This is a genomic window from Hyphomicrobium sp. (assembly GCF_041659645.1).
Taxonomy (GTDB): domain Bacteria; phylum Pseudomonadota; class Alphaproteobacteria; order Rhizobiales; family Hyphomicrobiaceae; genus Hyphomicrobium_B.
Window position 1 is genome coordinate 167889 of record NZ_JBAZXX010000003.1, and the last position, 21745, is coordinate 189633.

At 56.0% G+C, this 21745-nt stretch carries 24 protein-coding genes; 12 read left to right on the forward strand and 12 right to left on the reverse strand.

Annotation, left to right across the window (positions count from 1 at the left end):
- Positions 1-597: 597 nt before the first annotated feature.
- Complete coding sequence (locus WC811_RS10625; RefSeq protein WP_372644184.1) at positions 598-864, reverse strand: hypothetical protein; 267 nt, start codon at positions 862-864, stop codon at positions 598-600.
- Between the two features lie 171 nt (positions 865-1035).
- On the opposite strand from WC811_RS10625, the gene WC811_RS10630 reads away from it, so the two are divergent.
- The gene (locus tag WC811_RS10630; RefSeq protein ID WP_372644188.1) at positions 1036-1200 is read left to right on the forward strand and encodes a hypothetical protein; all 165 of its coding nucleotides are present in this window, start codon (positions 1036-1038) and stop codon (positions 1198-1200) included.
- A 186-nt stretch (positions 1201-1386) separates the two neighbouring features.
- Here WC811_RS10630 and WC811_RS10635 read toward each other — a convergent pair whose 3' ends face one another.
- Positions 1387-1677 (reverse strand): hypothetical protein, encoded by a 291-nt coding sequence (locus tag WC811_RS10635; protein ID WP_372644191.1) that lies wholly within the window; start codon positions 1675-1677, stop codon positions 1387-1389.
- Between the two features lie 205 nt (positions 1678-1882).
- Positions 1883-2197, reverse strand: coding sequence for a hypothetical protein (locus tag WC811_RS10640; protein WP_372644194.1), 315 nt, complete (start codon positions 2195-2197; stop codon positions 1883-1885).
- Between the two features lie 1092 nt (positions 2198-3289).
- Here WC811_RS10640 and WC811_RS10645 point away from each other — a divergent pair.
- Complete coding sequence (locus WC811_RS10645) at positions 3290-4234, forward strand: hypothetical protein (protein ID WP_372644197.1); 945 nt, start codon at positions 3290-3292, stop codon at positions 4232-4234.
- Here the strand turns inward: WC811_RS10645 and WC811_RS10650 are convergent.
- Positions 4221-4499 (reverse strand): acyl carrier protein, encoded by a 279-nt coding sequence (locus WC811_RS10650; protein WP_372644200.1) that lies wholly within the window; start codon positions 4497-4499, stop codon positions 4221-4223. The two genes, WC811_RS10645 and WC811_RS10650, sit on opposite strands and share 14 nt — an antisense overlap.
- A 1148-nt stretch (positions 4500-5647) precedes the next feature.
- On the opposite strand from WC811_RS10650, the gene WC811_RS10655 reads away from it, so the two are divergent.
- Positions 5648-6052 (forward strand): hypothetical protein, encoded by a 405-nt coding sequence (locus WC811_RS10655; RefSeq protein WP_372644203.1) that lies wholly within the window; start codon positions 5648-5650, stop codon positions 6050-6052.
- A 57-nt stretch (positions 6053-6109) separates the two neighbouring features.
- Positions 6110-6631, forward strand: coding sequence for a hypothetical protein (locus WC811_RS10660; protein WP_372644205.1), 522 nt, complete (start codon positions 6110-6112; stop codon positions 6629-6631).
- Positions 6632-7429: 798 nt separating this feature from the next.
- Here the strand turns inward: WC811_RS10660 and WC811_RS10665 are convergent.
- Positions 7430-7633, reverse strand: a complete 204-nt coding sequence (locus tag WC811_RS10665) for a hypothetical protein (protein ID WP_372644208.1) — start codon at positions 7631-7633, stop codon at positions 7430-7432.
- Between the two features lie 864 nt (positions 7634-8497).
- Between WC811_RS10665 and WC811_RS10670 the strand changes: the two genes are divergently transcribed.
- From WC811_RS10670 to WC811_RS10680, 3 genes are all read left to right on the forward strand, one after another.
- Positions 8498-9043 carry a sigma-70 family RNA polymerase sigma factor gene (locus WC811_RS10670; RefSeq protein WP_372644210.1) on the forward strand — a complete coding sequence of 182 codons (546 nt, stop codon included), beginning with the start codon at positions 8498-8500 and terminating at the stop codon, positions 9041-9043.
- Positions 9040-9756, forward strand: a complete 717-nt coding sequence (locus tag WC811_RS10675; protein WP_372644213.1) for an anti-sigma factor domain-containing protein — start codon at positions 9040-9042, stop codon at positions 9754-9756. The genes WC811_RS10670 and WC811_RS10675 overlap by 4 nt, the downstream gene beginning before the upstream one ends.
- Before the next feature lie 105 nt (positions 9757-9861).
- Positions 9862-10440 (forward strand): fasciclin domain-containing protein, encoded by a 579-nt coding sequence (locus tag WC811_RS10680; protein WP_372644216.1) that lies wholly within the window; start codon positions 9862-9864, stop codon positions 10438-10440.
- A 441-nt stretch (positions 10441-10881) separates the two neighbouring features.
- Here the strand turns inward: WC811_RS10680 and WC811_RS10685 are convergent, their stop codons facing one another.
- From WC811_RS10685 to WC811_RS10695, 3 genes are all read right to left on the reverse strand, one after another.
- On the reverse strand, positions 10882-11340 hold the full coding sequence (locus WC811_RS10685) for a helix-turn-helix transcriptional regulator (protein ID WP_372644219.1): 459 nt from the start codon (positions 11338-11340) through the stop codon (positions 10882-10884).
- A 598-nt stretch (positions 11341-11938) separates the two neighbouring features.
- Positions 11939-13162, reverse strand: coding sequence for a sensor histidine kinase (locus WC811_RS10690; protein WP_372645759.1), 1224 nt, complete (start codon positions 13160-13162; stop codon positions 11939-11941).
- Between the two features lie 119 nt (positions 13163-13281).
- Positions 13282-13983 carry a response regulator gene (locus WC811_RS10695; protein WP_372644223.1) on the reverse strand — a complete coding sequence of 234 codons (702 nt, stop codon included), beginning with the start codon at positions 13981-13983 and terminating at the stop codon, positions 13282-13284.
- A 962-nt stretch (positions 13984-14945) separates the two neighbouring features.
- Between WC811_RS10695 and WC811_RS10700 the strand changes: the two genes are divergently transcribed.
- The 5 genes from WC811_RS10700 to WC811_RS10720 all read left to right on the forward strand — a co-directional run bounded on the left by WC811_RS10700 (position 14946) and on the right by WC811_RS10720 (position 17509).
- Positions 14946-15788, forward strand: a complete 843-nt coding sequence (locus WC811_RS10700; protein ID WP_372644225.1) for a sterol desaturase family protein — start codon at positions 14946-14948, stop codon at positions 15786-15788.
- Positions 15789-15941: 153 nt separating this feature from the next.
- Positions 15942-16262 (forward strand): hypothetical protein, encoded by a 321-nt coding sequence (locus tag WC811_RS10705; RefSeq protein ID WP_372644228.1) that lies wholly within the window; start codon positions 15942-15944, stop codon positions 16260-16262.
- An 84-nt stretch (positions 16263-16346) separates the two neighbouring features.
- Positions 16347-16529: a hypothetical protein gene (locus tag WC811_RS10710; protein WP_372644231.1), complete on the forward strand. Its 183-nt coding sequence runs from the start codon at positions 16347-16349 to the stop codon at positions 16527-16529.
- 42 nt (positions 16530-16571) lie between these two features.
- Positions 16572-16916 carry an alpha/beta fold hydrolase gene (locus WC811_RS10715; RefSeq protein WP_372644234.1) on the forward strand — a complete coding sequence of 115 codons (345 nt, stop codon included), beginning with the start codon at positions 16572-16574 and terminating at the stop codon, positions 16914-16916.
- Positions 16916-17509, forward strand: coding sequence for a CopD family protein (locus WC811_RS10720; RefSeq protein ID WP_372644236.1), 594 nt, complete (start codon positions 16916-16918; stop codon positions 17507-17509). The genes WC811_RS10715 and WC811_RS10720 overlap by 1 nt, the downstream gene beginning before the upstream one ends.
- 351 nt (positions 17510-17860) lie before the next feature.
- Here the strand turns inward: WC811_RS10720 and WC811_RS10725 are convergent, their stop codons facing one another.
- The 4 genes from WC811_RS10725 to WC811_RS10740 form a co-directional block, all read right to left on the reverse strand.
- The gene (locus tag WC811_RS10725; RefSeq protein ID WP_372644237.1) at positions 17861-18061 is read right to left on the reverse strand and encodes a DNA-binding protein; all 201 of its coding nucleotides are present in this window, start codon (positions 18059-18061) and stop codon (positions 17861-17863) included.
- An 83-nt stretch (positions 18062-18144) separates the two neighbouring features.
- Complete coding sequence (locus tag WC811_RS10730; RefSeq protein ID WP_372644240.1) at positions 18145-18735, reverse strand: hypothetical protein; 591 nt, start codon at positions 18733-18735, stop codon at positions 18145-18147.
- Positions 18736-19951: 1216 nt separating this feature from the next.
- Positions 19952-20746, reverse strand: coding sequence for a molybdopterin-binding protein (locus tag WC811_RS10735; protein ID WP_372644243.1), 795 nt, complete (start codon positions 20744-20746; stop codon positions 19952-19954).
- Positions 20746-21579 (reverse strand): cytochrome b/b6 domain-containing protein, encoded by an 834-nt coding sequence (locus tag WC811_RS10740; protein ID WP_372644246.1) that lies wholly within the window; start codon positions 21577-21579, stop codon positions 20746-20748. The genes WC811_RS10735 and WC811_RS10740 overlap by 1 nt, the downstream gene beginning before the upstream one ends.
- Positions 21580-21745 lie beyond the last annotated feature (166 nt).

Sequence of the window (21745 nt, forward strand, 5' to 3'; positions counted from 1 at the left end):
GTATCGAACGTCCTTCGAGACCTTTCCGGCGCCGGACACGTCACTGTGCGGGCGTCGAAGTTAGGGACCGTCATTCGGCTTGCGGCTTAGATCGCAGCGATACCCTCCCGCTACACAAGATTGGTAAATTTCCTCCGTGCACTGCGGCCAAGCTTGTGGTCGGCTTGAACTGGGGATTTGCTCAGATAGTTGCTCTTCGCCGATCCTCAAACCCGGCATTGAGCGACGACAACAGAGCGCATCCCGTGCTCTGACCGGCAAGCCAGGGAGCGATGGTTCACACCCGTCGCTCTTTCCGTTTCCAGCGATGTACCGCATTGCCAAATGTGGCTTGATCTGAACGCAAAACTACGTGCAGCGTTTATCCGTAGGAAGAACATCTGCGCCAGCAAGGTCGAACAAGCGGGATCGAAACCAGCGGGCGTAAGGGCAATGTGAACCTATCAAGCCTCGTCAGAAATGGCGGGGCTTTCTCTTTGCTTCGGATTAGATCGCCGGTAATGACGGCTTCACACGCGCCGCCGTTTTGTTGGTAATCGGCAATCGACTGCTCTCGCTTCGCCTCGCCGCTGACCGCCGGCGCCCGTTAGGCCGGCTCTATTCTTTCGAAGCGGGATTGCTGAGCAAAGCGTCCCGTAACTTCTGCTTCAGACTGTCGTCTGCACTACCCATCAAGAAGTTTTCGACGGTCACCGTGGACGTCCCGCTATCCAATCCGCCGAAGCTAAATGGGTCTTGGCACGACCATTCATGTTCGACGTTCTGCGCACCGGTGACCGTATTTGAGACTAACGTCCACAAGCCAGTTTCGCGAGTAAAGCCCGCAGCCGCTACTTGATGAAATTGGTTGCGAACTTCCGACATGCAGTTCTCCATATCAGCTTTGTGCACCACGGCATTTGGCTGACAGCATCGCAATTAGGGTGAATGTTCCGCGATGTGAATGTAGCAGCTAAACCGCGCATCGCCCGGAAAGATTGACAGAGCTTCTTTGAAAGTGTCGACATTTCCGCCCGAAAGCAAGCGGAGCATCCCATGCAAGCTGGACGAAAAAGCCGTGAACATCACGCCAAGCGAAAGTCGAATGAAGCCCGCATCGAGGCGTTAAAGTTCAAAGATGGAAAAGGCAGCCAACGCGTCGCTGCCAGCCGCACGAAGGCCGGTAAGAACGCGCCGAAGTTGAAAGCAGCGAAGAAGTAAGAACATACAATGCGTGCAGTTGTAATTGTAGTCGCGGCTATTTTGGGTTTGGCGATCTGGTACGGTTTCAAATTGCAAGAGCCGTGCACGGCCAAGGGCGGCCTGGTCGTTGAAAAAGACCACAAGTATGTTTGCGTCCGTGATGGCCGGGTGCTGGAATAAAATAATTGAGCGAAGCTTCCGACGTCACCACTGCGGGCTATAGACGCGTCGCGCGCGATAGTAATAGCGGCCGTGATAAGGTCCATAGTGTAAAGGCCCGTAGAAGGCTTGGCGGGGATACATTGGCGGCCCCGCATAGTAGGTCGGCGGGTAGAAATACCCGTACGCGGCCCGATAGGGAAATGGATAGGCATAGCGGTTCGGGTACCCGTAGCCGGAATAGCCACGGCGGTGGTGAGCCTCGGACGGCGTAGCGACGCTGATCACAGTCATGCTCGCTACAGCGGCGGCAATGAGATGTTTCCGTTGAAACATTTAGCGTTCTCCATAGGCCGAAGCAGAGACTGCGAACCTAGAAGCTATGTTCGCTTCGAAATATTTCGCCCATAAACATGATGAATAATCCCTTAGCACGCTAGCGCCTTGGCTCTCTAGCCCCGTGGCCTGGTGACGCCCAGTCGAGAAAAAACCCGGCCTCTCCAACGAGGGACCGGGGCAAAGGCGTAAGGAGCAACGTAGATTAGTAACGGCAGAGACGACGGCCGTGGCGCCAATAGCAATCGCCGTAATCGTCATCGTAATAGTCATCGCCGTACACGAAACCCGGATAAAAGCCATATCCGTAACCGTAGCCTCTCCCACCGCGCCAATGGCCACCGCCGTGACCGTATCCGCCCGCGAAATGACCACCTTGGCCGCCATGACCGAAACCACCGCCGTGGCCGCCACCCATGTGACCACCACCGCCGAAGTGGGCAGCGGACGCCGGCAACGAGAACGCAGCTAATGCGCACGCCGCCGCGAGTGCTGTGGCCGTCTGTTTAAATCTGAGCATCGATTTCTCCTTTACTCGTAACATCTGGAAGAGCGACCGAACTCGGATGCGATGGGTTGGGAGGTTTCACCTCACGGATTGGCGACTTGTCGAAACGGATCGTCGCAGCCCCGCCGACCGTCCGCATAGGCCGGTAAACTGTTAGCAAGCAGGCCAATCATCAATTGTTAGATGCGGTTGTCCGCCCTCAACGCGCTCTATGAAGTCGATGAAATATTGCGCATCTTCTCGGGCGGAGGACGACTGTTGAGGTGCGGGTTCTATGATGCAGTTCATCGCCCCGTCTTCGAAGATTTGGACGTAGCTGAAAAATAGGTTTGCACCGGACATTCGTCGGAATTCGAAAAGTGATTTCGAGATGCAAACTTGCGCGTTTGGAAGACCTCTATTTAGGATGAAGTCCGCGTCGCAAACAAAGATCCTTCCACATTTAAGGGCTGCTCGGGCCTGCACGAATAGATCGGGGCGGCGAAGAATATTTAACGGGGGGATAGAAAAATCGTAGTTTTCTATCTGCGTCTGCACAATTGGGTCCGCACTTACGAATGCCGTCCGAAGCCCTGCTCTATCCAACGCGGCACAAACTGCGAACTCCGTTTGGGAATGTATGCACGCGACAACGCAAGGCGTGGCGAGCGCGTGTTGAAGAAATGCCTTGTCGGAGCGCACCTCGGGCGAATATCGCGGAACGAGCCGCTTCATAAAGTGACGCAGCATAAAATGTCGAATATGTCGGACTGGGACGCCGTAACGCCCTTGGATCACCCGCTTCGATGGAGCGCCGTCGACGATCCTCCATGCGCCACGAAAAAGAACATCGGGCGGCTTCCACCAGTTTCGAAACAGAAAGAATGCGAGACGGTACCTCCGGTCGAAGGGGCGGATACTTCTTCGTAGGTCCTTCAATCGTCGTCTTACAGGCATTCAACGCCAGTTCCCATTGCTTGATCCGCCTAATTATCGCAGCCCCCTTGGCGGTTTGCTTTTTCGGGATGGTAGAACGGAAATGCGTCACCCCCCATTGGTTTGTATCGACATGCTCTGAGATTTATTAGAAGGGATAGGTTGAGTCTTCAGCGGTTGTGTGGTCGCATGGCGAATGAAATCAAGTTCATTGAGAATGCGCCAGAGGCGAAAGCGATAATATTGTCATCCGAGTTCGCCACGTATTCTATGTCTGATCGATATCGAGAACTCTCGCAAAGAACAAATATCGACTTCTCTGCTGCAATAAAGCTTCTCGATCATTTGCCGGTTTTCATTGATGGCAACAACCATCAAAAAATTCGCAAACTGATGGCGAAGCAGGTCTCTCGAACGAAGGACGTTCAATTCGCGGCAAGTATCGAAGCTCTTTCAATGCTGAGCCAAAAACTGCTTCGTGCAGGTTCTGAAGTGGACTTAATTGCCGAGTTCTGTCAGCCCCTCTGGCGATCTATTTCCTCTGCAATCGTGCCACCAAACAAAGATATGCTGGAGCTGATCGATGCGGTGCCGACTTTGTTCAGCCCTTTTCTATCCATACGCGAGCGCGCGAAAATCAATGCTCTGATAGCGGCGTTTTTGGACGCCTATTGCGTTTACTCGGATGACGATTTGATACACGTTTGTTTAGCGTCACTAGGGGCAAGACCGTTCGTCGGAAGTTTGGGGCTATCGCTTTGGACCGTTTTTCAGAGTAACCAAGGCGCAAAATTGAGCGAGATTTCTTGGCCGAGGATGTTTCCGTCGAGTTCCCTAACGTACGTCGATCGAATTTTCGCAAGGCCTGAACGGTGTTCTCATACTTTCGAGATGGGTGATCGGATAAGATGTTTCACCCAAAGCAAGGCTTATACCGTTGAAGAAAATCGATCAGCGCTTTTCGGATTTGGCGCCCATACATGCCTGGGAAAATCCATTTCGGAAAAGGTTTGGGTCCAGGTCGTGGCCGAACTTTCCCGGTTTCATCTGCGGGTTGATTGTCGCTCAATCGCGATGAACCCCTACACCGACCCTTTTCAAATGCCCGGAACGATTACGATCAGGCTGACATAGAAATTTTGGAATTTTTCGCTCTTGCGATTTGCCGCGACAATCGTTCCGCTAGTTCGGCAAGTGTCAAGGTATCCGGAAAGTCTACGATTTCTATATCGACGCCGAGGGCATCTTCGATATTCATTGCGAGCTGCAAGGTGTCCAAGCTATCCAACTCGAGCGACCTTAACGTCGTGCGTTGAGCAGAAGCCTTATCGAGGTCCAAAGCTTTTGCCGGTGCGAGCACCTTCACTGCGTCGAGCAGAACTGCAATGACTTCGGCCATGAAATCCCCACCAATTCGGATGCCGCTGCACCCTATCGATACTGCACGTAGCGGGGCGAAGAGCCATCGCAGATTGGGATAGCCTCACAAAAAACTTTTAGAACACTGGGGAATGCTGTGTTGCGTTGCTCATCAGCCGCACAAAAAGCAAGACTGGCTTTCGCGCGCGCATAGCAGAGATGTAGTGTTCATAGGCCCGGCTTCCTCCAATACCATCCGCAATTTTTCAGCGTCGTGCACCGCCGGAAGAGACACGTCACTTATGCTGCCCGACAAAATTTCGAGGTTCGGCACGACGGAAATTGAAAAGCAGCTAACCCCATTCGTTGGGTCGAATTTGTCTGGTGCGGAAAACAATGCCGTCGGCCAGTTTCTAGCAAGCTTTAAATCTCGGGCGAACGCCGCCCACCAATACTGTCACGCGTCGTTACTTGAATAAAATACAGTTTCAATAATGGGATTGCACACAGTCGCGCCAGCCAAGAATGCGGCTGGCGCTATTGCGTTCTGGGGGACTAACCTACCAACGGCAGATGCGACGACCGTTACGCCACCAGCAGCGGTTCCCGCGAGGACCGACCCACCGGCAGTGACGGCGACCGTTACGCCACCAACAACGCGTCGCAGTTTTCTCAGCTACACTGGTCTGTTCGGTTTTGAGCGCATGAATACCTGAGCTCAGCGCGGCGGCGTGCGCACTTGGTATTGAAGCGACACTAGCGAATGCCATCACGCCGAAAAGCGCGATCAGCGAGAGCAACCTTCCCATTATTTGTCTCCCATTTCGTTTCATTTTCCATCTCGCTCCGATCCCCTGTCGAAGGACAAAGCGAGAGCCATATTGAGAACGGAAAATTGGCGCGAACAACATACGGTTTCGGCAGGTACGTTAACGCTTGAAGTGCGCAGGCGCCACAATTGCATTCAATGTCGGAATTGTTTGGCGGTTCACGGCTCTGCTTGTCCGCAGTTCGATAAATAGTTCGGAAATGCGGCGGCGCAGCAAGATGTACGGCGCGCTATTAAGCGTTCGTACATTAAAGCGACGAACTTGGTCGTTCGCTGTAGCGTGAAATTCCTTGCTTCCTTGACTAGCCAAGAAAAGCAATCAGACTGCTACTGATAATTATATTACCCAGGGAGCGACCATGCCTGTTCGGAAACCGGGAACGATATCTGCAAGCCTTCTCATTGTTATTGTTGTTGCTATGGCCATTGGTGCGCTGGTCGGTTTGGTGCTTAGCGGCACGAATTTGAGCTCTCGGGCCGTCGCAATCATCGCCGGGTTAGCGGCCACCGTCATCTCCGGCATCGCTCGCTACAAAGTCGTTTTTCTAGGAGCTGGTGTCGGTGCGGACGACACTCGCGTTCCGGGCGTCGTCGTTGCCTACTCCGCCATTGCATCTGTCGCGGGAAGTTTAGCAGCGCACGATCTTTACGGCAGCATAATCGGCGAAATGCCCGTGCTGCTCGGCGCGCTAGCCGGATTGTTCTCGGCAATTATCATGGCGATGCTGATGATTACTTATCACGCCAACACCCACTACAACTGACGCTTATCCGAACTTCCGTCCAAGGGCGGCAACAATAAGCATTGCGTAAGGTGCCATATGTCCTATTCGAACAAAGATGCCGAAGGCCTTCTGAGCCACGAGGAATACGAGGCCGTTAAGTCGGCGCATCATCCTGCAATCTACAGCTTGGATAAGGACGGCTTGCGTAGTCTGGCGTTGCGGCTCGAAGGTTTTCGAGACAAGGCCCAAACCTTTGCGCGCCATAAGCGCCGGGAGGTCAAAGGAACGTCGGATGCGCGGGGCAAGAGCTTTCCGGGGACTGCTGATCATCCCGCGAAACGAAAGCAAGTGTTCGCGCAGGCGCTCAAAGTTGTAAAAAAAGAGCGTGCCCGACTTCACCATTTGGAAGCGAAGGCCGACCAAGTCGATGCCGCACACCGTGCTCTCTATCGCGCGAATAAGTTTTCCCATCACCCGGCAGCGGGATCAATAGCGAGCGCTGGTCAGCGAGATAAGGGTGGTGCTCCGAAACGGGTTTGCACTCCCGGTGCGAAGATCGGCAGCATTATGAAAGCCAATGCCAGGGTCCAGGCCAAGCGCGATCAGCGGCCGAATTAATCGCACTTCATCCTTACGGAAGGTCTTTAGTTCGGCGATGGTTCGTTCGCGGGGATTTGCAGAAGGGCCGCCTCCGCTGCGCCCTCGCCCTAAACCAACCCCGCCGGCCCTTCGTCTTTCTTTCCAGGCACCTACTCCGGCGTCCTCCAGGTACCGCCGTCGGCTTAACCGAGAGAAGGTCGCGAGGTTGAAATTTTGATATGAAGGGGAAGAATGTCGACTATCACAATTCCCGCTAGATACGAGCTGGTTTGCGTATTTTCGTTCTGCCCTTGAGGCGTCAACTTTACCTAGAAGTGGATAGGTCCATGAAAATTGCATCGCTTTTAAGTAGTATTTTTGTGATTTGTGCGCTGACCGGCACCGCGAGCGCCTTGACGCTATCACCCGTTTCGCCCCCCGACCTGTCGCCTGTTCGACAGGCATCGTGGGATGGCTATCCTGGCTATGGTCATCACTGGGTTAGGCAAAACGGTATGTGGTTTTCCCCGGACGTTGGGCCAGGCGCTCGGTGCGTGGACGTGCGGTTTCGGTGCTCCGATCGATGGGGTTGGGAAGGCGGGGGCTTCTATCGATGCGTTTGGCGTCACCGCTGCTAGTCAAAGCATAGCGCGTCTGAAATGGAAAAGGCGTCAGCATTGGGGGGCAAAGCTGACGCCCGACAACGGAGGCACGGGGGAGTGCAAATCCGTCGCAAAGCCCCGGACGTTTTGGGCGTGTCTTTTGATATAACGTTTTCGGGATTAAGTCTTCCCGATTTATTCTCCGTACTGAATAATTCGTCGCTGCGCAGCACAATCAATTCCAACCCGACGCCTTCACCCACACAAACCGATTGGCTCTCTGCCTCGCATACCTAGTCAAGTGTTCTCGATCAAGTTCGCCATAGTGCGAGAGATCGACAAGAGCTTTCGTCACTTCTTCGTCGAGCCCTTCGTGATCGAAGGCAGGGTTCATGCTCACTGTTTCTTCGACGATGCGCTTACGGATTTCGAGAAGCATCTGCGTCGTCACTTCGTCGTGCTGCGCTCATAAAATTCCCCTCAATCAAGTCCCGTTTTTGCGAACCGGCAGATGGCCTTCGCCAACGTCAAACCTTGCTGATGGGTCAAGCGAATTCCATTACCGCACCGTCGTAACGTTGGGCGTTCAGACGCCGGAATTGTCAGCAATCGGTTGCCGTTCTTGTCGTGGATTTCGAAGGCTTGGAAGACTTCCACAATTCGCGAGGGCGGCGGGAAGCTATCGAAACGTCTGACCATGCGCAAGGCGTACCGCATGCAGGACAAAATAGGAACTCACAAAGTGTAACGGTGAGCGCAGGCGAGGAACAGATGAGCACTCTGTTTCCCCGCCGATACTCAACAAACCCTACTGCCCTGAGGATGTGTCGCGCGTCTTGAACAGCCTCATCGGCAGTCGATTGGCCAGCGCCTAAAACCGCCCGTCGCAATAGATCGCTGCGCGAATTCTGCGAGGGTCGATCTCTTGCGCCGCGCGGACATTCTTTTTACCGCGACGACCAATGGTTCAATGTTTGCTGCTTCGCTGAAGAGGAAGACGCGCAGAAATTCATGGCGCGGTGCGGCGGTGCGATGATTGATGTTGAAGACAGACCAAGGTGGCCGGGGAAGGGGAAGCGCAAAGCGTGCCGACAGAGACTGAGCGAACATTAGCGGGGCCAAAACAAAAAACCGCGTCGGGCGGGTGTGAGACGGGGTTTAGACTGGTGAGTAAGCTGATTTTCTCGGAAGGCTCTGTGCTGTTGCAGTAAAGCTTGCGACGACACTACCTCAATATGTTACGCACTCTATAAAATTATCGGCTGTTGGTTTTTTGAATTAGTACGGCGAAACAAAAATCATAATGGCGTCCGCCGAAGATATCAGCGCACTCCTGCAACGCGTCGCCGAACGGGATCGGGCTGCGTTCGCAGAGGTTTATCGTGCGACGAGCCCGAAACTTTACGGCATCATTCTCCGTATCTTGCGTCGTCGGGACATTGCGGATGAGGTGCTGCAAGAGGTTTACGTGAAAATATGGGAGCGGGCAGGGGACTTCAGGGCCGAAATGGCTTCGCCAATCTCCTGGATGGCGGCCATCGCGCGGAACCGTGCGCTTGATGAATTGCGCCGCAAAGCGCCCGTTTCGATCGAGGATCATCCGGAAGTCCAGGATATGCCATCGGACGACGAGACGGGGCTCGCGAGTGTGTTGCGCGGCGAGGATGCCCGACGCCTTGCGGATTGCCTCGCGCGGCTGGAGCCAAGTCGCCGCGAGATGGTCATCCTAGCGTATTGCGATGGATCAAGCCGCGATGAACTCGCCGCGAAATACGATCAGCCCGTGAACACGATCAAAACCTGGCTTCGCCGGTCGCTCGCTCAGTTGAGGGATTGTCTCGGGCCATGATGGACAACGACGACATAGACGCCCTCGCCGGGGAATACGTCCTCGGGACGCTCGATGCCAACGAAAGGGCGTCTGTTGGCGTGCGGCGTTTGCGAGAACCTGCGCTCGAAGCGGCTATCGTCGCGTGGGAACAGCGGCTTGCCCCGTTGTCGGACGTCGGCCCGGAGGTGAAACCTCCAGCAAATATTTTGCCCAAAGTTCTGACGCGGATCGAAACGCGGGCGGATGTCTCGACGAGGGATACCACCGTCATCCAATTGCGCCGAGGGTTGAAAATTTGGCGGGCCACGGCGCTTGCCGCTTCCGCCCTTGCGGCGAGCCTCGTCTTCGCGATTGGCGTCAAAGACTTCCAACCGAAGTCGAAGCAGCAGAACCTCGTCGCTGTTCTGCAAAAAGATGCGGGTTCTCCGGCGTTTCTCGTGACGGTCAACATCGAAGACCGGATCATGACGGTGCAGCCTGTCGCCGCCAAGCCCGAGGCCGGAAAAAGCTACGAATTGTGGATTGTGCAGGATAGTCTCGGGGCGCCGAAATCCTTGGGCGTCATAGATCAGCCGAAAATCGTTTCGCGGACTACGCTCGCCGCCTACAAACCCGATGTGATTGAGAGCGCAACGTTTGCCGTCACGCTCGAGCCCGAAGGCGGCTCCCCGACCGGTAAGGCCACCGGCCCCATCGTTTTTTCCGGCAAGCTTATTCCGTCGACCCGATAAAGATCGGGTGTCTCGGAATAAAATATTGATCATCTGAAACTCCCGCCGATCTCGCCCGTAACTCCGGCGACCTCCATTCAAGGAGGCGAAACCGGAGAAACGCTCATGCATTATTTCAGCCGCGCCTCCCTGCTGGGCGCCGCCGTATTCGCGCTATCACTGTCGTCTGGCATCGTTGCGAACTCGTTTGCTAAGGAAATGTCCATCGAGGTCGGCGGGGCGGCGATGTATCCGTCGAAGAACATCATCCAGAACGCGGTGAATTCCAAAGACCACACGACGCTGGTCGCGGCCGTCAAAGCTGCTGGTCTCGTCAAGACACTGGAAGGCAAGGGGCCCTTCACCGTCTTCGCACCGACCAACGAAGCGTTCGAAAAGCTTCCCGACGGCACGGTCGCCACGTTGCTGAAGCCAGAGAACAAGACGCAGCTAACGGACGTGCTGACGTATCACGTCGTTGCGGGCGATTACTCGGCGGCGAAGCTTGCGAAGAATGCCAAGGCCAACGGCGGCAAGCTGGATCTCAAGACTGTCGAAGGCGAACACATCACCGTCGAAGGCGACAACATGGGCGGCTGGTGGGTCGTCGATGGCAAGGGTCACAGGGCGAAGATCACGATTGCCGACGTCAACCAGTCGAATGGCGTCATCCACGTGATCGACGGCGTGCTCCTGCCGAACTGACCGGCACGTCCAAATCCCTGCGAGCGGCGTGACGGATATGTCTTGCCCTCGGAGCGCCTTCGCTGGGACAGCGGGCCGGCCGGAAAAGCATATGCGTCGCTTTTCCGGCCGGATTTGTTGAAAACGTCGCGGTCGGTAGTGAGCGATGGCATATTCGTCGCCATCACTAGACGTTGGCGTCGAGCGGAAGACTGGCGAGGTCAACCCGGTCGAGTGGCTTTCAACTGTTTCGCATACACTGCCGTGTTGGGCCGGGCGGTTTTTTCCTGGAAATCGAGCCCCCTCCATCTTCATCGATCAAAGAATAAGCCGATCCCGTATTTGAACTTTGGCCCCACGGCCCCTTCCGGCACGCGCGCAAAGGCCGGTGTCCTTTCCTGTGTCGGCCTGCGCGAAACGTCTCGCAGCCATCTCGCGTCATTGGCGGGGCCGGCGGCGCTGTTAGTCGAGACGGTCGATCCATTCCCGGACTTCGCGCGCCGGCCAGCCCTTAGCTCGCTCGCCTAATCGCATCGGCTTTGGGAAGCGGCCGTCCCCGACCATTCGCTTGATTGTCGTGTGAGAGATGCGGGTAAGCCGCTCGACGTCAGGCACGCGGAGCATCGTGTCGTCCGCGGGGAACGGCTCAGGCTTCGTATCCCGCATTTCGACTGTCGAAGCTTGGCCTTTGTCCGCTGGTGGATCGCCAAAGACTTCAGTCCAACGCTCAACGAGGCAGCCGAACTCGCGCTTCGTCAGGCGCTTTCCATTGAGGTTCCTCTCGGTTCGCCACATCGCAATCAAATCATGCGAGTTGGCGTCTCGATAATAATCAGCCGATGGCGCGCGTAGCTGGTCTTCGTGTTGTGCCTGCCAAGCGTCGGCAAGTGCTGCGGCTTCGTCCGCTGTCAATCGCGTCATGGCTTCCCCCAAAGCTTGTGCCCCGAAGACTGTCGGTGATTTGCGAGGGAGGGCGAAGGCAAAAGAGGGGTTTAGAGGCAGGGATTTGCCACAGATATGCCACAGCGAACCAAAACGGCCCCGATACTGGCTATCACAATTTCAAATTTTATTGTGTTAAATTAATTGGTTGTGGGGGCCCTCAACTGCCGCTACCGAGACTCCCGCGCACGGGGAAAGTTCGATTTCCAGATGTCGGGATAATCAAGCTGAAAAGCAATCCTATCACTCGTAGCGAAGCGAAGACCAACTACGGCAGCCTCTCTCTTCAATTTTCGATAGTTCGAAGTCCGCTCGGCAGACGAAGACGCGCCACGACCGGATGTAGGACGACGCATGTCCGCTTTCTCCGCTTTGGGGACATTGAAGCGACGTCCGCAACTATACAAAAGCGGACATTCTCTCGATGCTAGATGATGTCGACGTCCGTATAGCCGCGAACGTCGGCTCTGCTGCGAGGAGCGGAAGCCGCGCTAGCCTCCAGCAGTTCTGCTTCTGACCCAAAGCAGACAGTCGCGGTGAATTTCGGCGATCGTCGCCGCCCCCTGCGCCTAACGTTTCATTCAACACTTGATGGCAACTCGACGACGACGCGCAGTCCGATAGCTGGTGACTCGTCCAGAACGATGGAGCCTCCGTGTAGTTCTACGATCTGCTTCGCAATCGCGAGTCCGAGACCGGTTCCGCCCGTCTCGCGACTACGCGAAGGTTCCCGCCGGTAAAACGGCTCGAACACGAGTGTGCGCTCGGCGAGCGGAATGCCTAGCCCATCGTCGTCGATCGTGACGCGCACACGCGCACCGTCCGCTTCTGCCGTCACTTTCGCGGCTTTCGCACCGTAGCGCAACGCGTTGTCGATGAGGTTCGTGAAGAGGCGACGTAGTGCAACCGGGCTGCCCGTGAGGACCAGGGGTTTGTTCGGCGTCGACAGCTCGATGCTGGGGCTATCAGCGCAGAGTGCGTGGAGGAGCTCGCTGAGATCTATGACGCTCATGCGGTCCCGCTCCGAGCCGCCGCGCGCGACGGCGAGTGCATCCTCGATCAGAACCGTCATGTCGTCGAGATCGCGCTCGGCACGCGCCTGCTGGTCCGGATCGGAGATCATCTCCACACGAAGCTTCAGCCTCGTGATGTAGGTTTTGAGATCGTGCGACACCGCGCCGAGCAAGACGGTCCGCCCGTTGAGCAGCACCGCGATCCGCTCCTGCATGCGATTGGTTTTATCGATGAGACGTTTAAGCTCGGGAGCGCCCCGGGGGGTTATCAGAATCGGATTGCCGTCGCCCGAGAACCGCGACACGGCGCGCGATAGTTCCTTGAGTGGTTGCGCTTCGCGCCAGACCGCAAATAATGCCGCGATTCCAACAAGCGCGCCCAAGAAACCAAGCCAGTATCCAGGTGGTACGCCGAAGAAACGGCGGTTGATCTCGCCGCGCGGCTCGAAGAGCGCGTAGCCACCTCCTCTAAGTGCCACACCGATGCGGACCGACTGACGTACAAGCCCAGCGGGGCTGTCTGCGAGAGCCCCTGAAGTGTCAGAGGGTACCATGGTGGCGATCAACTCGCGCGATCCCAATGCATTGGCGTACCGTCCGACAAGCCATTCAAGCCCCTTGAGGCGACGCTGGCCCGGCAGCACCTCCGGAGCCTTATCGGCGAGCGTGACTTTCAGGGTATCGGAGTTCACCGCATTCAGGATGATCTTCTGCTGCTCCGCGTCGCTCGCTTCTAGCAGCTCCACAATCGCAGCCATCTGATGTGGGAGTGGATAGGGATTAGGCATCGCGACGACCGGCGTCCGCGTGACGTAGCTTAATGCGGCGCCCAGTGCCCAAAGCGCGAGCAATGCGAGCAGCAGGATGGCGGAGATGCGTCCGGCAAATCCGAGGCGCGAGAGCACGCTTAAGCCTCCTCGACGCGCGCGGTCAGGATGTACCCGACATTGCGCATCGTCTTGAACATTGGCGCATCACCACAGTCGATTTTCTTACGAAGTCGGCTGAGTTGAACGTCGATTGTTCGATCAAGAGGATCGGCGTGCCTACCGCGTGTCCAATCCATCAATTGCTCGCGCGAAAGGACGCGCCCCGGCCGCGTGAGGAAACATTCGAGCAGATCGAACTCCGCGCTGGTCAACTCGATTGGGATGCCATTGGCATTGGCAACCGATCGCGCTTCGAGATCGACGAACAGATTACGGAGCTTTAGGCGCTTTTTCTCGACCGTATGGGGCTCGCTTCGACGCAGTATTGCGCGGATACGTGCCGTGAGCTCACGCGGATTGAACGGCTTCGGAAGATAGTCATCGGCCCCTATTTCTAGTCCGATGATGCGGTCGATATCTTCGCCGCGCGCTGTCAACATCAGGATTGGCACGCGCGAGGTGGCACGCAGCCGTCTGCAGATCGAAAGACCGTCCTCTCCAGGAAGCATGATGTCGAGCACAATAAGATCAGGCGCTCCGAAAACGGACAAATGCCGGTCGAGCGCTGCGCCGCCGTCACCTGTATCGGCGCGAAACCCCTGTTTTTGAAGGTAGCCTTGGACGAGGGACCGGATTTCGGGGTCGTCCTCGATGATAAGGATATGCGGTCGGTTGTTCATGTCGGGATGAAAAGCCAGAGCGGCCGGAAGCGCAAGCGATCTGGTGACCTGTTACAAAACGTAAAGTTTAGGGCCTTTTCCTGAAACACGCCGGATACGCACCGGGCCGATCTTCTTAACGTCACGCCAAACAGGGGCTGTGACAGAAAAAGGAGATGGTCCAATGTTCCGGAAAAAATCGTTGGCTGCACCGTTTTGTGTGGCCGCAGCTCTGATCGCCGGCGGCGCCTCTGTCGCCGAGGCCGGCTGGCAGCGTTCCGGCGGCGGCACTGGTCCGCGCGGTAATAGTTGGCATTCGTCGGGATCTGGTTCGTGTGCGAACGGTTCGTGCGGCTCTCAGCAGAGTTTCACGGGCCCACGCGGACTGACAGCGTCGCGCAGCGGTAGCACAAGCTGCACCGGTGGCACCTGTAACCATTCCTCGGCCTACACCGGGCCCTACGGCGGGCAGGCAACGCGCAACAGTTCGTTCTCCCGTTACTGAGATCGGGCAGACATCAAGGCAAGGCGGGGCGCCCCGGGGCGCCCGCCAGCCGACGCTAACTTTCCTTTGATCAGCGGAGCACAACATGCGCCCTCTTTTCCTTACCGTTCTCGCGGCAACGCCCGCACTCGTCGCCGCATCAAGTGTCGTCTTCGCGCAATCTGTATCGCCGCCAAATCTAACCCAAGCTGAGATCGAGGCTCTCGTTCACAGTCCGGCGGTCCATGATGCCATTTCGGCATGTAGCGACGACCGCTTCAGATTGTGCGAGGGCGTCTTTCCTGGAGGTGGACGCATCCTTCGATGCTTGGCCTCGAATGTGGAAAAGGTCAGCCCCGGTTGCCGCTCTGCGATCGACTCAGCAGCGCAATCGATCGTGGCCGCCCGCGCGGCTCATTAGCTACTTCCAAATTCGCGCCCGGAGTTCGGCTCAGCCGCGACATCAAGTACATTTCTTCACATTTCAGAGGTTTCCGCCGTGCCAGATCTACCGGCATTTCTCAGCAGCGCGCCGAAACCGCTCTTCGGCTTTTTTCCTGTGGCGCTCGTCTTTATCGGTGTCGAGTTCGTTTACATGAAGCTCGCACTTCATGGAGAGGATCACGACACGGGAGAGACTGCCGCTTCAATCGGGGTGGCCGTCGGCGATCTTGCGTCACGTATTCTGACCGGAAGCCTGGTCGCGATCCCGCTCTACGTCTGCTACAACCATCGACTGTTCAACATACCGCTTAACTCTGTTTGGAGTTGGGTCCTACTCTTCATTGGTGTTGAATTCTTTTATTACTGGTTCCATCGTGCATCGCACCGCATCCGCTGGTTCTGGGCAACACATGCGGTGCATCACTCCGCAACGCATTTCAATCTATCGGCGGCCATAAGGCTCGGATGGACCGGCACGATCAGCGGCGCATTCCTGTTCTTCCTGCCGCTCGCGTTGATCGGTTTTCATCCCGTTGCAATCGGCCTCACTCTCGGTCTCGGTCTCATCTACCAGTTTTATCTGCATACCGCTTTTCCGGTGAGGTTGGGGCCGCTCGAATGGATTCTGAATACTCCGACGCATCACCGTGTGCACCACGCGTCGAACGAGAGCTGCCTCGACAAGAACTACGGCTCGACGCTCATTATTTTCGATCGGTTGTTCGGAACCTTTGCGATGGCACCTGAATACGAGCCGCTGAAATTTGGTCTTAAGGGCCGTGAGCCAAGTAATAATCCATTCCGTATCGCCCTGTCGGAATGGAGTTTCCTTTGGAACGACTTTCGCCACGCGCCGTCGCTGCGACGAAAACTGAAAGTGCTTTTTGGATCGCCTTGAGCTTCCGCTGTTTTGCTCGCACGACCGATTCCTTCGCTTGGGACGAATAAAGCATCCGTCCCAATACCGGCTCCTGGCCCTCAGCGGACAGCAAGAGCGATCTGGCCAACTGTCCACTTCTGGCCCATCGCGTCATTCGGTGTCAGCGAACGCGTGACTTTGGTCATTCACGACTGGGGCTCGACCCTTGGCTTCGATTGGGCGAACCGTCATCGCGATGCCGTGAAAGGCATTGCCTACATGGAAGCAATGGTGGGGCGCCAATATTGGGACCACTGGGATAAGTTCGGCATGCGCCCCGTTCTACAGGCGCTGCGTTCCGATGCCGGAGAACAAATGGTTCTCGAAGAAAATTTCTTCATTGAGAGGGTCCTGCCGGGCGCGATCCTTCGGAAGCTGTCGGATGAGGAAATGTCGGAATACCGCCGGCCCTTTTCCGAGCCAGGCGAAGGACGGGGTCCAACGCTGTCGTAGCCTCGGGAGATTCCCATTGAAGGCGATCCCGTCGACGTAACAGCGGTCGTCGACGCCTACGCGAACTGGCTGAAGACGAGCAGCGTGCCCAAGCTTTTTCTCAATGCCGAGCCAGGCGGGATTCTGGCTGACGGCAAGGTTTTTGAGCAGGCCCGAAGCCTGCCCGCACAAACTGAAGTGGGCATCAAAGGGATTCATTTTGTGCAGGAGGATTCGCCGAATGAGATTGGAGAAGCTGTTGCGAATTGGATGAAGACCTTGGGTTGATCACGGTGCTTTACGCGATGCGTTTGAGACAAGGATGTGGCAGTGAAGGACGTGACCGTTGTGATGGCCCATGGTGGCTGGGCTGATGGATCGAGCTGGGCGCGCGTTATCCAAGGACTCGCAGAACATGGTATTAGGGCCATCGCGGCTCCACTGCCACTGACAGAACTGGCGGATGATGTTGCAGCGCTTAACCGGACTATCGAGCGTGTATCTGGCCCGATCGTTTTGGCGGCGCACGCCTATGTTGGCGCGGTGGTTGGGCTTGCGCGGCCAAAGACCGTGAAGGCGCTTGTCTACGCGAACTCCTTCGCCCCCCCCCCGACGGCGAAACCCTTGCTGAGCTATGCTTCGGCGCCGATCCGCATCCCGACGCCCCGACGCTAGTGCCCGACAGCGATACCTTTCTCTGGCTCCCGTATGATGCCTTTCCGAAAGCATTTGCACCCAATGCTTCAGCGGACGAACACATTGTGCTGGCCGCTATCCAGCGCCCACTGCGTTTCTCCTGCATGACTACGCCCACGGCGGGCCCCGTGCTTTGGAACAAGGTTCCCTCGTGGAAACTCCTGCCCTATGCCGTCTCTCTTCCTGCGGCAGGGCGCGCAAATGCTCCAGGCGCATTAGACGCCGCGCGCCGGGTGACGCTGAGGTATTCTAACCTTGCTACGGCTGCGGTGCTTACGATCCTCGCGACAGGCGTTGTCAACACCTTGAACCTCGTTGGAAGCCTGTCGTCATTTACGAGCAGTGAATATGGGCGATTGCTCTCACTGAAGTTGGTTGTGTTCGTGGTGATGCTGGCATTCGCCGCGATCAATAGGTTTGTTTTGGTGCCACGCTTTTCCGCAATGGATGTCGGGGCGCTCAAACGCAATGCGCTGATCGAACCGGCGCTAGGAGCCGTCGCGTTGTTATTGGTCGCCACGTTCGGCACCATGGCACCTCCGCTACTCGATGCGGGAGTGGCAACTGACTGATGCCGGGCCCTCAATTTTTGGACGAATCTAATGCGGACTTCGTAAATTCTTTTTCGGCCAGTAGATAAATGTCTTCTCTCAGAAGCCTTGCCGACATTGTTATTCCGCATCAGAAAACCATACAATTTTTTGTTCGGACTTCCTCTTTCTCTGCACCGCGGAAACTGAGTTCGAATTTCGTATTTATGGATGAGTTCAACCGCACAAAGGGAGCGCTGAAATCAGCATGGTGATAATACCCTGCCCGCCCTTTGAGCTTTAAAATATACCTATAAGTCATTGATAATTATAAATATTTTTGGTTGCGGGGGCCCGCAACAGCCGCAATCACTACACGTTTTATTGCGAAGCCTAGATTTGGCGACGCTTCCTTCTGAGGGCCTGTTTGTGCGGAGACCCTAACGACTGTCGTGCCCGCTTAACGTCTTCGAGCGCTTCGGCGAAAAGATGGGGGTCGCATTCCTCAGCCGCCGCTTCCATATAAGAGGCAATGTCGTCTTCCGATTTAAGATACGACGCAGCATCGAATGGTTTGAACTTCGCGCGCCGCATAGGCTTCTCCGGAGGTCATGCAAAGGAACATCGGCGCGATACGTTCACAACGGAACAGGGATCGAGTCCCCCTGTTCTTCATATCAATCGGTTAGAAAGCTCGCGATGAGACTGGGCCAAGCATCAGAAAGGATCAGATCGACAAAGGGCACCGGCAGACTCGCGCTCTCCGAGATACTCTTAATGGTGTGTCTTCCTTCCTCAATGGCCAGCCTCGCTTTTTCACGTGCAGCTTGGGGAAATAAGAGAGGGAGACACTCGTACAGCGCCGTTTTATCCTTCAAAGCCATGATATCGTCATAGCCGAAGTCATCGCTCGACATTGGCCCGAGAAGCTTCGCCGTCAACGCGGCGACTGCCTCAACAGAACTCGTCCTCTCCTCTGCCCGATCAAAAATATGAACGAGCTCTTTGCAACAGACCACACGCTGCCAAGGGATAGGAAGTTTTTCATTGTATACGATCAGGGTATGAAAATCGGGCTGCGCATAAACGGCAGCGTGAGTGGTATACTGGTAGAATGCTCCCCATACCTTGGCAGGATCGGCTGATCTTCCAGCTATTTTGATTCCGTCTTGTATGCCGAGGTCTAAAATTGCCCCGCGAATTTCATCAATCTCGATGGGGAGTTCTTCTATGTGGGCGAAATGCTCAATCAGCTTTATGAGACTCATTATCGATCCATTAAAAAAGGCCCGGACTGTGCCGGGCCTTTTTGCCCCTTAGGGCAGGATTCTTATAGGAGCTCAGAGTTAAAGTGAAGACTTAGCAACTCCGCTCCGTGGGGGATTGTCGACGAACCCGTTGAGATCGCCGCTAAGAAGATCGCAAGCCGCTTCTGCAAACTGATCTTCCGTCAGCCCACATCCCGGACGCGGAAAGAACTTGACGTTAACCAGCCCCCTCCCGTTCCCGGTTAGGAGGGCCTGGAGTTTCTCCATACCCTTGACCATTGCAATCCTCACTTTATCAAAGCCTTAGGGGCGCTCCTCTCGGCTCGCCCCTTTCTCTAGCATATATGTAGCAACTTATCGATTCGCTCGCAAGTCCGGCCCTTGACATTCTTAGAAAAATCGGTTTGGAGGGCCAAACGGATTCGTTTCGAACAAGTTAACGAGGCCGACTCACAGCCTACCTTCACAAACCTTGCGCAAGCCCGGCGAGTTCCCTTGCCCTTAATAGACACAAAATGTGTCTATCGTTACCACCTCGAATAAATTTTCCACTGCTCAGGTCGGACCTTGGCGGAGCAAAAAGTTGAGTGGGCTTTAACTCCGTTACTGAGGATCCGCCCGAACCCACCCTTCACGTAGTAACCCCTCGCCTTCCGCGTGAGGGGCCAGCGATGACGACGCACAAACCAAAACAGACAAAGCGCGATCCACAGGAAATTCTGCGTGACCTTGCGTGCGCATTAGCGAGGCATGCCGCAGAAGAGGAACATCTTCGCGAATTGCGGACAAAGGAAGTTTCCAAGCCGCGACGAGCGCGACCTCGAAAGGGTCAGATTGTTGGTTAAAATCGCTTAAAACTCAGATTAAATGTTAGAATTTCTTGTTAACCATTTGAAATCTATTAATTTTATTGAACTGTGGTTGCGGGGGCCTGATTAAGCCTTGGCAGTCCTTGCCAGTCATTAGTTTTCCAGCATAGCGCATTACCCTACTAAGAGCTTGATTGATATCAAAAAATGGCCAGGAGCGGCCGCTGCTTTATCGATAGCACCAGCTCCAGCTCAACATCTCGGGACCACTGCTACTTTTTATAATGTTCTCATAACGTACCTCGCGCTCTGCTGAGCGCACTACGGTGGAGTGCTTCACTCATGTGAAGTTTCGGAGGGCTCGGTCACATGTGTGTTGATCTGCCTGCTCATCGTTTCCGCTTGCGCTAGATTCCCGCATACCATTCGTAGCCGCGGTCCTCCCAGTAGCCGCCCTTACCGCCTGCGATGTGCGCGAAGCTGTCGGTGACCTCGATTCTCTGGATGTACTTGGCTTGTTTATAGCCAAGCTGCCGCTCCACCCGCAGCCGAAGCGGCGCGCCATGCGCCACGTCGAGGGGATTGCCGTTGAGCGCATAGGCAATCAGTGTTTGCGGATGGAAGGCGTCCTTGAGATCGATGCTCTCGTAATATTGGCCGGGGCTTTGTTCGCCTCCTTTCGCCGGTTCGCCGGAGAGATTGTCGGCGCAGTGGAAGACCACGTACCGCGCCTGCGGACTGATCCCAGCGGCGTTTAGCAGGAGCCCGAGCTGGACTCCGCTCCACATGCCGATCGCGGTCCATCCCTCGACGCAATCATGTTTGGTGATTTGGGTTTTTACCGGCATGCGTTGAATGTCGGTCAGTGAAAGCGACATCGGGTGTGTCACGAGACCGGTGATGGTCAAGCGCCAATCTCTGAAATTCGCGGCAGCGTGGGCGTTATAGAATTCCGTGTCGGGGTTGAGTGTGCCGTTCGCCTTGAACACCGGGGAAATGTCGGACGGGAGATACTCCGGCGCCAGCCGTTCGGGATTCAGAAGCGCGCGCTGAGACACACGCGTCCAACTCTCCACGGCGTCAAAAATCTTGGCCATCGCGGGATTGAGCGTCAGGGCGTCGGTGTTCGCCACGAGGTAACCGGCCGCACCAAACCCGGCGATGATCGCCGCGCGCCGCGTGATAATCCGAGCATTCTCCATCACACCTTCTCCTCTTCACGTGTATCGGCATGGGTATGCCGGTGAATCCGGTAATAGCCGGTCAGCATCGAGCGGATTTCGTTAAAAGGGCCGGCCAGCATCACTTCCACGACGTGGACGATGACGAACAACACGATCAGCGAGGCAGATATGAAATGGATGCTCCGCGCGGACTGCCGTCCGCCGAAAATCTCCAATAGCTGGGGAACGACCGCATTGAATCCCGGAGACATGCTCAACCCGGTAAGCACCATCACCGAGATCAGGATGATGACGCCGATGTAGGCAAGCCGCTGGAGCACGTTGTAGCGTTTCGCGGCATCGCCAGTCGGATGCCGGAGTTTCAGGTGATCGAGCACCGATCGCGGGATGCTCCTCAGGTCATCAAGGCTCGGCCAGATGTCCTTCTGGAAGTGGCGCCGGTAAATGCTGTGTCCGAGATAGAGCAGGCCATTGATCACGAGCAGCCACGCAAACAGGAAATGCCAATGCCGCGCGTCGGCGAGATCCTGAAAAGAAGGAATCGTGAGCCAGTCCGGCCAGCCCCGCGCCTGATAATCGCCACTGACCTTTGACCAGCCGAGCACGCCGGTGGTGTCGAAATGCCAGGGGCCGATTTGGGTCATGCCACGCGCGCCATTTTCGGTTGGGACCGCGTCGATGGAGAAAAAGGCGCTGTCCGCGTCGGCGCCGGACTTGCCCCAATGGAGTCTCGGGTGCGCGTTGAAGATGTTGAGACCACTTCCCAGAAGAAGCAGGATGCAAAGGACGTTGATCCAATGCGTCAGACGCACCACAGCGCTGTGGCGGTAGACAATCTCGGTGCGGGGCAACGGAGCCTTACCAACCTGATCCGCGTCATCGCTTCCCGACGACAGTATTCCGAGAGTGGGCATGGCTTGCAAATTCCTTCTGACTTGATCGCGGCTCGGTCACCACCTGCCATTCGGAAGTTCAGTGCGGCTTGTTACTGGGACAAGATCGATATGCAGGTGGTGT